9 protein-coding genes are annotated in these 12,559 nt (G+C 61.9%); 8 read left to right on the top strand and 1 reads right to left on the bottom strand.

Going from position 1 to position 12,559, the window contains the following annotated elements:
- Window positions 1–958 (bottom strand): retention module-containing protein (locus E4O98_RS11785; RefSeq protein ID WP_248135137.1); only part of this gene is annotated, 958 nt, incomplete at its 3' end.
- A gap of 338 nt (window positions 959–1,296) precedes the next feature.
- Between E4O98_RS11785 and E4O98_RS11780 the strand changes: the two genes are divergently transcribed.
- The 8 genes from E4O98_RS11780 (at window position 1,297) to E4O98_RS11745 (ending at window position 12,554) form a co-directional block, all read left to right on the top strand.
- Window positions 1,297–2,652: a TolC family outer membrane protein gene (locus tag E4O98_RS11780; protein ID WP_228309178.1), complete on the top strand. Its 1,356-nt coding sequence runs from the start codon at window positions 1,297–1,299 to the stop codon at window positions 2,650–2,652.
- 42 nt (window positions 2,653–2,694) lie between these two features.
- Window positions 2,695–4,851, top strand: a complete 2,157-nt coding sequence (locus E4O98_RS11775; protein WP_005783538.1) for a type I secretion system permease/ATPase — start codon at window positions 2,695–2,697, stop codon at window positions 4,849–4,851.
- Window positions 4,841–6,205 (top strand): HlyD family type I secretion periplasmic adaptor subunit, encoded by a 1,365-nt coding sequence (locus E4O98_RS11770; RefSeq protein WP_032878516.1) that lies wholly within the window; start codon window positions 4,841–4,843, stop codon window positions 6,203–6,205. The genes E4O98_RS11775 and E4O98_RS11770 overlap by 11 nt, the downstream gene beginning before the upstream one ends.
- A 215-nt stretch (window positions 6,206–6,420) precedes the next feature.
- Entirely contained in the window at window positions 6,421–7,305 is an 885-nt protein-coding gene (locus E4O98_RS11765) for a TauD/TfdA family dioxygenase (RefSeq protein WP_248135135.1), read from the top strand.
- Window positions 7,306–7,365: 60 nt separating this feature from the next.
- A complete protein-coding gene (locus E4O98_RS11760; protein WP_032878513.1) occupies window positions 7,366–8,286 on the top strand; it encodes a LysR family transcriptional regulator in 921 nt (306 codons plus the stop codon).
- A 219-nt stretch (window positions 8,287–8,505) separates the two neighbouring features.
- Window positions 8,506–10,041 (top strand): MFS transporter, encoded by a 1,536-nt coding sequence (locus E4O98_RS11755; protein WP_248135132.1) that lies wholly within the window; start codon window positions 8,506–8,508, stop codon window positions 10,039–10,041.
- 15 nt (window positions 10,042–10,056) lie between these two features.
- A complete protein-coding gene (locus E4O98_RS11750; protein WP_032878511.1) occupies window positions 10,057–11,115 on the top strand; it encodes an HlyD family secretion protein in 1,059 nt (352 codons plus the stop codon).
- Entirely contained in the window at window positions 11,112–12,554 is a 1,443-nt protein-coding gene (locus E4O98_RS11745) for an efflux transporter outer membrane subunit (protein ID WP_248135129.1), read from the top strand. The genes E4O98_RS11750 and E4O98_RS11745 overlap by 4 nt, the downstream gene beginning before the upstream one ends.
- Window positions 12,555–12,559: the final 5 nt, after the last annotated feature.

Raw genomic sequence — 12,559 nt, 5'->3', positions numbered from 1 at the left:
CGGCCTTGATGGTGATCACCGAGCCATTGCTCAAGGTGACATTCACCGGGGTTTGCGCCGGGTTGGTCAGGGTGGCGGTGTAGGTGATCTGGCCGCCTTCCGTCACGGTATTGCCCGCCGTCAGCGTGACGGTGGTGGTGTCGATGGTGTCGGTGATCTGCGTTACGGCCGGGTTAGGGTCGATGGTCAATACCAGGTTGCCGCCGCCGGTGGTACCGGTAACGCCGACGCTGATCTGGCCCGGGTCGATGTACGGGCTGTCGTTAGGGGCCAGAGGCACATTGACGGTGCCGGTCAACTGGCCCGACGGGATGGTAATCACCGCGCCATTGGTCAAGGTGACGGTCAGGTCGCTGGTGGAGGGCCGCGTCACGGTGGCGGTGTAGGTCAGCACGCCGCCCGCTTCGGTGATGGTTGGCGTCGCGCTCAGGGTCAGGGTCGAAGGCTGCAGCACCTGGTTGCCCGAGTCCGCCGAGCCTGGCGCTCCGCTCAGGGCGTTGAGTGCCGAAGTGCCTTGGCCGATAGGCGCGGTGGGGAAGCCGATGGTCGGGTCGACACGGCCGGCGGTCGCGTCCAGCACCACAAAGCTGTGGCCACCCCCGGCGGCACCATTACCGGTAGCGTTTGCGCCTGCGGCGGTGGCTTCCAGTTCGGTGGTCGGGTCGGCGCCGGCGGCGATGGCTTGTTGCAGCTCGGCAACCGATGGCGCGGCTTGTTCGCTGGCCGCGGCCAGATCGGCAGTGGAGTCCGGCATATCGGCGCTCCACTGGGTGTCCCGGCCCAGGTCCAGGATGCGGCCGTCGGCCAGTTCCAGGCTGACTGCGCCCGACATGCCTGTGTCGATCTGGTCGCCTGCAAACAGGCGGTCACCTTCTACAAGGACGCGACGTGTTCCTTCCGGAGAAATAACGAAAACTTGACCAACAATGCTTTTGACGATGGCAACAACACTGCTCATTAAAATTTTCTCCGGCGATCCGTTTCGACAAATTCCATTTCGCAGCGCGCTATTAGCGCTGCCAATTGGGAGGGCGTAGTCTATATATGTATTGACGTCAAATATTTGGCTAGATTTTTTAGCGATCTAGTTTGTGCCAAAGTATTGACCTTATGGTCGCCATCCTAAACAATCGCCTCTGTAATGTCACATTGATATTTATGCGGCGAACCGTCCTACATGTGTGAAGCAGTTCCGCTTTTTGAACTTTCCGACGTACGGTCATTACGGTAGCCATTATCCGACGCAGCGGTACTCATCGCTGTGATTTGAGACAAGAAGTCCTGGGGAATTTTTTAATGCGTCTGCACCTGTTCAAGGCAATACCGTTCGTTCTCGCCGCCAGTTTCGTACAAGCCCAGACACTGCCCCAAGCCATGCAGCAGGCATTGGATGTACACCCGGAAATCCAGGCGGGTGTAAACAGCCGTATCGCCGCCGATTACCAATTGCGCGCCGCCCAAGGTGGTTATCTGCCGCGTGTCGACCTGAACGCCGGTTACGGTCGTCAAGGGACTGACAACGCCACTACCCGCGCCAACAACCCCAGCGGCAACCACTGGGACACGCTCAACCGCGGTGAATCCAGCCTGCGTCTGCAGCAAATGATTTTTGACGGTTTCGCTACCTCCAGCGAAGTCGGGCGTCAACAAGCCAACGTTAATTCCCGTGCCTATTCCTTGCTCGGTACGTCCGAACGCACAGCGCTGACCGTTGCCCAGGTTTACCTGGAAGTGCTGACCCGTCGTGAGTTTGTGCGCCTGGCCGAAGACAACCTGCGCAACCACGAGCGCATCTACGATCAGATCAAGTTGCGCACCCAGCGTGGCGTCGGCAACGGTGCCGACCAGGACCAGGCCGAAGCGCGTCTGGCCCAGGCCCGCAACAACTTGATCACCGAGCAAACCAACCTGGCCGACGCGCAGGTCAACTACCTCAGCGCCGTAGGCCAGATGCCAGACCAACTCGAGCGCCCGGCCCCGTTCATGGCCATGCTGCCGGCCGACCTGAATGAAGCCCGTCGCCAGATGCTCGACAACAGCCCGGTCCTGCGCTCGGCCGAGTCGGATATCTCCGCCGCCGAGAAGCAGTACGAAGCCGCCAAGTCCACCTTCTACCCGCGCTTTGACGCCGAGCTTGGCACCAACGCCGACAACAACGTCTCCGGTGATCCCAACCACAGCAACGGCTGGGAAGCCATGGTGCGCATGCGCTTCAACCTGTTTGCCGGTGGCAGCAACAAGGCTGACCTGCAATCGAAGTCCTACCAGGCCAACCAGGCCTTGGATATTCGCAACAACGCCTTGCGCCAACTCAACGAAGAGCTAGGCTTGGCTTGGAACGCCTTGAGTAACGCCAACGCGCAATTGCCGGTCGCCCAGCAGTATGTGGATCACAGCACCCGCGTACGCACGTCTTACCAGCAGCAGTTCAGCCTTGGCCAACGTACCCTGTTGGATTTGCTCGACAGCGAGAATGAATTGTTCACCGCTTCCCGCCGCCTGGAAGAAATCAAGAACATTCAGTTATTTACTCAGTACCGAATCAAGGCGACCATGGGCGAATTGCTCAAGAGCCAGGGAGTGGTCGCACCGATGGCCTCCGTCGTGCAGAACGACGTGAAACCTAAAGTCCAACTGCCTGGGATGAATTGAGCCACCCCCAATAGCCCCATCTGTTAGTCGAGAGTGCACCGCGTGGAATCTGAAATCGGTCGAGTTCATCTCAGTCATGATCCACGCGCTTTGCACGACGACCCTTTGCTCGACGGGTTGCTGGCACTCTGCGCACTGCACCAGAAGCCTGCCAGCGCGGCCATGCTCACCACCGGCCTGCCGCTGCCCTCGCAACGCTTGAGTGCCGAACTGCTGCCGCGTGCTGCTGCGCGGGCCGGGCTGCAAGGCCGGCTGCTGCAACGCAAGCTGGAGCAGATCCCCACGATTGCATTGCCGGCCCTGCTGTTGCTCAAGGACGGTCGCAGCACCGTGCTGGTGGGTTGGCAGGGCGACGATGAGGCGCGGGTGCTGCTCAGCGAAAGTGACGGCGGCGAAGTGCTGATCAAGCGCGAAGCATTGGCCGACGACTACATCGGCAAGGTCTTCTTCGCCCAGCCGCAACACAAATTCGACGTCAACCACGGCAGCCTGATTCCACGGGCGCGTTCGTGGTTCCGTGACACCCTCATGCGTTCGCGCTGGCTCTACACCGACGCCATCGCCGCCAGCTTCCTGATCAACATCATCGCCATGGCCGCGCCGCTGTTCGTGATGAACGTGTACGACCGCGTCGTACCGAACCAGGCCACCGCCACCCTGTGGGTGCTGGCCGTGGGCATCTGTGGCGCATACCTGTTCGACCTGATCCTCAAAAGCCTGCGCAGCCTGTGCCTGGACCTGGCCGGTAAAAAAACCGACCTGATCATCTCGGCCACGCTGTTCGAACGCATCGTCGGCATGTCCATGAAGTACCGCCCGGCGCGGGTCGGCAGCTTCGCCCAGAACATCCATGAGTTTCAAAGCCTGCGCGATTTTCTCGCGTCGCTGACCCTCACCAGCCTGATCGACCTGCCGTTCACGCTGCTGATCTTTATGGTGATCGCCATCCTCGGCGGGCACCTGGTGTGGATCCCGGTGCTGGCGTTTCCGCTTGCCCTGGGCATCGGCTATGCCCTGCAAAAGCCCTTGGTAGCCACCATGGAACGCACCATGGCCCTGGCCGCTGAACGCCAGTCGAGCCTGATCGAAACCCTCGCCGGGCTCGATGCGGTCAAGGTCAACAATGCCGAGAGCGAGCGCCAGTATGGCTGGGAGCAGACCATCGGCACCCTGAGCCGGCTTGAGCTGCGGGTAAAGTTGCTGTCGGGCCTGTCGATGAACATGACCCTGCTGATCCAGCAATTGGCCGGCGTGATCATGATCGTATTCGGCGTGTACCAGATCATCGACGGCAACCTGAGCATGGGCGGCCTGATTGCCTGCTACATGCTCAGTGGCCGCGCCTTGAGCCCGCTGGCTTCGCTGTCGGGCCTGCTCACGCGCTACCAGCAGGCCAAGGTCACCATGACCTCGGTGGACCAGATGATGGAGCTGCCTCAAGAGCGCAATTTCGAAGAGCGCCCCATGAGCCGCCGCACCCTGCAAGGCGCCATCGAATGCCGGGGCCTGAACTTCACCTACCCCAACCAGCAGAACCTGGCGCTGAAGAACATCAACCTGGTGATCAAGCCAGGGGAAAAAATCGGCATCATCGGTCGTAGCGGCTCGGGCAAAAGCTCCCTGGCCAAACTGATTGTCGGCCTGTATCAGCCTGACTCCGGCGCCCTGCTGGTGGACGGCGTGGACGTGCGCCAGATCGACGTCAGCGAGTTGCGCCATAACATCGGCTACGTCGCCCAGGACATTCAGTTGCTTGCTGGCACCCTGCGCGACAACCTGGTCAGCGGTGCGCGCTACGTCGAAGACGAAATGGTGCTGCAAGCCGCCGAGCTGGCCGGTGTACACGAATTCGCCCGTCTGCACCCTCAGGGCTACGAGCTGCAAGTGGGCGAGCGTGGTCAGAACCTCTCCGGCGGCCAGCGTCAGAACGTCGCCCTGGCCCGCGCGCTGTTGCTCAACCCGCCCATCCTGCTGCTGGACGAACCCACCAGCGCCATGGACAACACCGGTGAAGAACGCTTGAAACAACGCCTGCAAGCCGTGGTGCAAAACAAGACCGTGGTGCTGGTCACGCACCGAGCCTCACTGCTCTCGCTGGTGGACCGCCTGCTGGTGGTCGACCGTGGGCAGATTCTCGCGGACGGCCCGAAAGCCGTGGTCATGGAAGCGTTGAAGAAGGGGCAGATCAGTGTTGCTTAAGTCCATCAAGAGTGCGGTCGGCCGCTATTTCAAAGGCACCGACTCGCTGCAGGGCCAGCCGCTGCCCGAGGTCAACAAAGCGCTGATCGAAGATGCCCCGCGCGTCATTCGCCTGACCATCTGGGCGATCATCGGTTTTTTCGTGTTCCTGGTGGTTTGGGCGGGTTTCTCCCAGATCGACGAAGTGACCCGTGGCGACGGCAAGGCGATTCCGTCGTCCAAATTGCAGAAAATCCAGAACCTGGAAGGCGGTATCGTTGCCGAGCTGTACGTCAAGGAAGGCCAGATCGTAGAGGCCGGTGCCCCGTTGATTCGCCTCGACGACACCCGGTTCGTTTCCAACGCCGGAGAAACCGAAGCCTTGCGCCTGGCCATGCAACTGCGCGTCGAGCGCCTGAGTGCGCAGGTGGATGATCGCCCACTGAACATCCCCGACGACGTACTCAAGGCCGCGCCGAGCCAGGCTGCCAACGAGCGCTCATTGTATGAGAGCCGACGCCAGCAACTGAAAGACGAAGTCGGCGGCCTGCAAGAGCAACTGGTACAGCGCCAGCAGGAACTGCGTGAATTCACCTCCAAGCAAGGCCAGTACCGCAGCCAGTTGTCCCTGCAACGCCAGGAAATCAACATGTCCGAGCCACTGGTGGCGCAAGGCGCGGTATCGCCGGTGGAAGTGCTGCGCCTCAAGCGCGCCGAAATGGAAACCCGCGGCCAACTGGATGCCACCACCCTGGCAATCCCCCGCGCCGAATCGGCGATCAAGGAAGTGCAGCGCAAGATCGACGAAACCCGTGGCAAGTTCCGCAGTGAAGCCCTGACCCAGCTCAACGAGGCTCGCACTGAACTGAACAAGGCCGAGTCCACGGGCCGCGCGTTGGACGACCGGGTCAGCCGTACCCTGGTCACCTCGCCGGTGCGCGGGATCGTCAAGCAACTATTGGTCAACACGGTCGGCGGCGTGATCCAGCCGGGCAGCGACATGGTCGAAATCGTACCGCTGAACGACACCCTGCTGGTGGAAGCCAAAATCCGTCCGCAAGACATCGCTTTCCTGCACCCGGGGCAAGAAGCGGTGGTCAAGTTCACCGCCTATGACTACACCGTCTACGGCGGGCTGAAGGCCAAGCTCGAACGCATCGGTGCCGACACCATCACCGATGAAGACAAGAAAACCACTTACTACATGATCACCCTGCGTACCGACCGCAGCCACTTGGGCACCGATGAGAAGCCGTTGCTGATCATCCCGGGCATGGTTGCCTCGGTGGACATCATCACCGGCAAGAAAAGCATCCTCAGCTACCTGCTCAAACCGATCATCAAGGCGCGGGCCGAGGCGTTGCACGAGCGTTGATCTTCAGCGCCTGTACCGACCTCATCGCAGGCAAGCCAGCTCCCACATTTGAATGTGTTCACAAATCAAAATGTGGGAGGGGGCTTGCCCCCGATGAGGCCCTCAGCATCCCCCAGCACCTCAAACCAAACGCCATATCGATATGCCCTAACAGTATTTAAACTTCCATTCTTATACCTATAAATTCACTCCCCTGTCCGCCGGGAGTGAAACCAATGTCCGCCACCGCTGCTGCCCCCACCACTGCCCAAACCTTCGATGTCCGGCCCTTCCCCGGCAGTGTAGGCGCCGAGATCATCGGCCTGGACTTATCCCGCCCGGTCAATGACCAGGACTTTGCCCGTATCCACCGCGCACATCTGGACCACCACGTCGTGGTGTTCCGCGACCAACGCATCACCCCCGAACAACAAATCGCGTTCAGCCGCCGTTTCGGTGTGCTGCAGATCCACGTGCTCAAACAATTCCTGCTGGCCAATCACCCGCAAATCCTGATCGTCTCCAACATCATCGAGAACGGCCAATCCATCGGCCTGGGGGACGCGGGCAAGTTCTGGCACTCGGACCTGTCGTACAAGGAACTGCCCAGCCTCGGCTCGATGCTGCACGCCCAGGAACTGCCTGCCGAAGGCGGTGACACCCTGTTCGCCGATATGCACAAAGCCTGGGAGCAACTGCCCGAGCACCTGCGCAAAGCCGTTGCAGGCCGCAGTGCTGCGCACTCCTACACGGCGCGCTACAGCGAAACCAAATTCGAAGGCAACTGGCGCCCGACCCTCACCCCCGAACAACTCGCCCAGGTCGCCGAAGTGGTGCACCCCGTCGTGCGCACCCACCCTGAAAACGGCCGCCAGGCGTTGTTCGTCAGCGAAGGCTTCACCACCCGTATCGTCGGCCTGCCCGATGACGAAAGTCGTGAGTTGCTGGCCCAGCTCTATGCCCACAGCGTGCTGCCGGAAAACATCTACCGCCACCAGTGGCAGCCCCACGACCTGGTGTTCTGGGACAACCGCTCGCTGATCCACTTGGCCGCCGGTTGCCCAAGCCACCTGCGCCGCAAGTTGTATCGCACCACCATCCAGGGCGATGCGCCTTTCTGAACCGGTAAAGCCTGCTACGATTGCGCCCAGTTCACTCCCCACAGATCACGAGTGCTTGGCATGCAATTACCAGACATGAACCTGCTGGTCGCCCTCGACGCGTTGCTCGATGAGGGCAGTGTGGTCGGCGCCGCACGGCGGATGAGCCTCAGCCCGGCGGCCATGAGCCGTACCCTCACGCGTATCCGTGAAGCTGTCGGTGACCCGATCCTGGTACGTGCCGGTCGCGGCCTGGTGCCGACGCCCAAGGCGCTTGAGCTGCAAGGCCAGGTACGCAACGTGGTGGAGCAGGCGGCGTTGCTGTTTCGCTCGGCGGATCAAGTCGATTTGAGTACCTTGCGCCGCCGTTTCAGCGTACGCGCCAATGACTTTTTTATTGGCGTATATGGCGGTCGCTTGTTCGACACCATGGAGCGTGTGGCCCCGCTGTGCGAGCTGCGCTTTGTGCCTGAAGGCGACACCGACGACGAAGCTCTGCGCGAAGGGCGCCTGGATCTGCGTGTGAGCAACACCATGCCGGTCAGCCCCGAAGTGAAGGTGCAGAACCTGTTCTCCACCACCTTCGTCGGCCTGGCGCGACAAGATCACCCACTGTTCGACGAAGAGATCACCGCCGCACGCTTTGCCAGCTATTCCCATATCAGCATCTCGCGCCGCGGCATCGCCCGCGGGCCGATCGACACCGCGCTGAACGAGCAGGGCCTGGAGCGCCGCGTGGCGATGATCGCGCCGGGCTTCCACGGTGCCATGTTCATGTTGCCGGAATCCGACCTGATCATGCCGGTGCCCAAGGAAGCGCTCCTGAGCGCCAAACGCCTGAACTTGCCATTGCGTGCATTCCCGCTGCCGATCTCCTTGCCGACCCTGGTATTGGCCCAATCCTGGCACCCGCGCTTCGACAAAGACCCCGCGCACAAATGGCTGCGTGAAACCATGCGCGAGAGTTGCCACGCCACCTGGCTGGAAGCCCAACCCAACTAAAAACCTCAAGCCATGCACAATCAAATGTGGGAGGGGGCTTGCTCCCGATAGAGGTGTATCAGCTTCACATCAGGTGGCTGTCATACCGCCATCGGGAGCAAGCCCCCTCCCACCTATGGATTGCGCCTGGCGCACTTATAAACTTCCGATAAGTAACTTTTTGTCATGCTATAGCCTGATTAAACTGCTCAGGTATTTCTCATTCCGAGTTACCTGTTCATGACATCCCTCGCTGCCCCCGCTTTTCAGGCCGCAGCCAAACCTGTTGCCCCGGCCCCGCCCGTGTTCGGCCCGCGCATCATCATCGGCCTGGTCGGCGTGTTGTTGGCGGTGCTGGTGTCCGGTCTCAACGAGATGGTCACCAAGGTGGCGCTTGCCGATATCCGCGGTGCGCTGTACATCGGCTTTGATGAAGGCACCTGGCTGGTCGCCGCCTACACGGCCACTTCCGTGGCGGCCATGGCCTTTGCGCCGTGGTGTTCGGTGACGTTTTCCCTGCGCCGTTTCACGCTGTGCGCCATCGGCTTGTTCACCGTGTTGGGCATTCTCTGCCCGTTCGCACCCAACTACGAAAGCCTGCTGCTGCTGCGTACCGTGCAAGGCCTGGCCGGTGGCGCGCTGCCCCCGATGCTGATGACCGTGGCACTGCGTTTTCTGCCGGCCAACGTCAAGCTGTATGGCCTGGCCGGCTACGCCCTGACCGCCACCTTCGGCCCGAGCCTGGGTACTCCGCTGGCGGCGTTGTGGACCGAATACGTCGGCTGGCAGTGGGCGTTCTGGCAAATCGTCGGGCCGTGCCTGCTGGCGATGGTCGCCGTGGCCTATGGCATACCGCAGGACCCGCTGCGCCTGGAGCGTTTCAAACAGTTCAACTGGCGCGGCCTGCTGCTGGGCTTTCCGGCGATCTGCATGTTGGTGATCGGGCTGTTGCAGGGCAATCGCCTGGATTGGTTCGAGTCGGGCCTGATCACCTTCCTGTTGTGTGGTGGCACGCTCTTGCTGGTGTTGTTCATGCTCAACGAATGGTCGCAGCCAATACCCTTCTTCAAATTGCAGATGCTCGGCCTGCGCAACCTGGCCTTCGCCCTGATCGTGCTGGCAGGCGTGCTGATGGTGCTGACCTCGGTGATCATCATCCCCTCCAGTTTCCTTGCCCAGGTCCAGGGGTACCGGCCGTTGCAAACTGCGCCGGTGATGCTGCTGATGGCGTTGCCGCAATTGATCGCGTTGCCGTTGGTGGCGGCGCTGTGCAACCTGCGCTGGGTCGATTGCCGCTGGGTGCTGGGGATTGGCCTTGGCATGTTGGTGCTGTGCTGCATCGGCAGTTCGCACCTGACTTCGGCGTGGATCCGCGACGATTTTTATGGCTGGTACCTGTTGCAGATTTTCGGCCAGCCGATGGCCGTGTTGCCACTGCTGATGTTGTCCACCGGCAGTATTCAACCCATCGAAGGGCCGTTCGCTTCGGCCTGGTTCAATACCGTCAAGGGCCTGGCCGCTGTGATCGCCACTGCGGTGCTGGATACATTGACCACCCAGCGCGGGCATTTCCATTCAACCATGTTGGTGGACCGCCTGGGCAATTCGCCCCTGGCCGACACTGAGGCTCCGGGCCTCGCCCACCGCTTGCACGAGCAGACCGTGGTGCTGACCTCTTCGGATCTTTACGTCGTCATGGCCGGTGTCGCGGTGGCGTTGATCCTGCTGATTTTCTGGATGCCCACGCGGATCTATCCGCCTCGCGCTCCGGCCTGACCACAAGGACTTTCCATGAAACGCAAAGACAAAATTGCCGTCTCCGTTATTGCTGTATTTGCCGTTGGCGTACTGGTTTATCTGGTTGCGCCGGGCGTACTGGGCAGCAAGCACCAGACCACCAACGACGCCTTCGTCGCCGCCGACTTCACCCTGGTGGCGCCGCGGGTGGCGGGCTTCATCAAGGAAGTGCTGGTAGAAGACAACCAGCGCGTCAAGGCCGGCCAACTGTTGGCTTTGATCGACGACCGCGACTTTCGCGCCGCCGCCCAGGCCGCCGATGCCGACACCTTGGTCGCCCAGGCCCAGTTGAAAAACGCCAGCGCGACCCTGGAGCGCCAGAGCTCGGTGATCGCCCAGGCCCAGGCCACTGTCGCGGCGGATCGCGCCGAAGTCGCCTTCGCCGAACACGAACTGAACCGCTACAACCACCTCGCTGGCGTCGGCGCAGGTACCGTGCAGAACGCCCAACAAGCCAAGACCCGTATCGACCAGGCCACCGCACGCCTGGCCAAATCCACCGCAGTGCTGGCCGCCGAACGCAAGCAGGTGGAAATCCTCACCGCCCAGCGTGACGCCGCCGAAGGTGGGCTCAAGCGCGCCCAGGCGGCGTTGGAAATGGCCAGTTATCAGCTGTCCTACACGCGCATTGTCGCGCCGGTCGATGGCATGGTCGGCGAGCGAGCGGTGCGGGTCGGCGCCTATGTGACCCCGGGCAGCAAGATCCTCGCGGTCGTGCCGCTGGCCGAGGCCTATGTGGTAGCCAACTTCCAGGAGACGCAACTGTCGCATATGCACGCGGGGCAAGCGGTGCAGGTCAGCGTCGACAGCCTTGACGGCGAACTGCTCAAAGGCCATCTGGAAAGCCTGGCGCCGGCCACGGGGGTGACCTTTGCCTCGGTCAAACCGGACAACGCCACCGGCAACTTCACCAAGGTGGTGCAGCGTATTCCGGTGAAGATCGTGCTTGAGCCGAACCAGCCATTGACCGAGCGCCTGCGCGTCGGCATGTCGGTGGAAGCCAGCGTCGATACGCGGCCGGTCGCGCAACAGCGTGAGGTGGCCCAGCAATGAAACACGTCGCCTGGCTCACCTTAAGCCTGATCAGCCTGAGTGCCTGCACGGTCGGTCCCGACTTCCAGCGGCCCGAGAGCCCGCAGATCAATCAGTGGAGCGAACCCCAGGGCCGACAAGCTGCCAGCCGTGCCGTTAGCGATCCCTTGCAGGAGCGCTGGTGGGACGTGTTCCACGACGCGCAGCTTTCCGCCCTGACACGCCGGGCCCTCAGCGATAACCTCGACTTGAAACTGGCCAGCAGCCGCCTGCAACAGAGCCGCGCCGTACGCCAGGTGACCACCGCCGAGCGTTACCCCAATGTCGATGCGGGTGGCGGCTACCAGCGCAAACGTAACAGTGGCAAAGGCTTGAACGACCCTTCCGGCGAGAACGGCCGTTCGGCCTTCAACCAATGGGACATGGGCTTCTCGGCCTCTTGGGAGCTGGATTTCTGGGGCCGGGTCAAGCGTGAAACCGAAGCAGCCGACGCCACGCTGGAAGTCGCCGAAAACGACCGTCGTGCCGTGCTGTTGTCGGTGTTGGCCGAGACCGCCCAGGACTATATCCAACTGCGCGGCGTGCAGAACACCCGTGCCGTTACCGAGCAAAACCTCGACGTGGCCCGCCACAGCCTCAAGCTCTCGCAACTGCGTCTGGCTGATGGCGTAGCGACCGACCTCGACGTGGCCGAAGCCGCCGCCCAGGTCGCGGCCATCGAAGCGCGTCTGCCGGATTTGCAGCAACGCCAGGACCAACTGATCAACGCCCTGAGCCTGCTGATGGGCGAACCGCCCCAGGCCTTGCACGCGCAGCTGTCCAAGGACGCCGCCGTGCCGCAAACCCAGCGTCAGGTCGCCATTGGCCTGCCCTCGGAGCTGGCCGAACGCCGTCCCGACATCCGCCAGGCAGAAGCGCGCTTGCACGCCGCCACTGCCAGCATCGGCGTGGCCAAGGGCGAATTTTACCCGCGCATCACCCTGTCCGGCAGCCTCGGCTCCCAAGCCATGCAACTGTCGGACTTCGGCTCCTGGGGCTCCCGCGCATTTGCCCTCGGCCCGCAATTAAGCCTGCCACTGTTCAACGGTGGGCGCCTGCAAGGCATGGTGGATTTGCGCGAAGCCCAGCAACAGGAAGCGGCCCTTGCCTACCAGCAAACCGTGCTGCGCGCCTGGCATGAAATCGACGACCAACTGACCCGCTACAACGCCAGCCAATTGCGTCGCGACAGCCTGGCCGAAGCGGTGCGCCAGAACCAGATCGCGCTGACCACCGCGCAACACCAGTACGTCGAAGGTGTGGCGGATTTCGTCAATGTACTCACCGTGCAAAGCGCATTGCTGGCAACTCAAGAGCAGTGGGTGGAAAGCTCCACCGGCGTGTCATTGGCCATGGTCGGGTTGTACAAGGCGCTGGGAGGAGGGTGGGAGTCGGTGTATCCGTTGCCAGTCGCTCAGTAATGAGG

Origin of the sequence: Pseudomonas sp. W2Jun17, assembly GCF_023127795.1 — a bacterium.
Taxonomy (GTDB): Bacteria; Pseudomonadota; Gammaproteobacteria; order Pseudomonadales; family Pseudomonadaceae; genus Aquipseudomonas; species Aquipseudomonas synxantha_A.
This window is presented reverse-complemented; position numbering and strand designations above follow the sequence as displayed.

Excerpts from the sequence above, each read along its gene's own strand:
- E4O98_RS11780 (WP_228309178.1), top strand. The coding sequence starts at position 1,297 with ATGCGTCTGCACCTGTTCAAGGCAATACCGTTCGTTCTCGCCGCCAGT.
- E4O98_RS11765 (WP_248135135.1), top strand. The coding sequence starts at position 6,421 with ATGTCCGCCACCGCTGCTGCCCCCACCACTGCCCAAACCTTCGATGTC.
- E4O98_RS11760 (WP_032878513.1), top strand. The coding sequence starts at position 7,366 with ATGCAATTACCAGACATGAACCTGCTGGTCGCCCTCGACGCGTTGCTC.
- E4O98_RS11755 (WP_248135132.1), top strand. The coding sequence starts at position 8,506 with ATGACATCCCTCGCTGCCCCCGCTTTTCAGGCCGCAGCCAAACCTGTT.
- E4O98_RS11750 (WP_032878511.1), top strand. The coding sequence starts at position 10,057 with ATGAAACGCAAAGACAAAATTGCCGTCTCCGTTATTGCTGTATTTGCC.
- E4O98_RS11745 (WP_248135129.1), top strand. The coding sequence starts at position 11,112 with ATGAAACACGTCGCCTGGCTCACCTTAAGCCTGATCAGCCTGAGTGCC.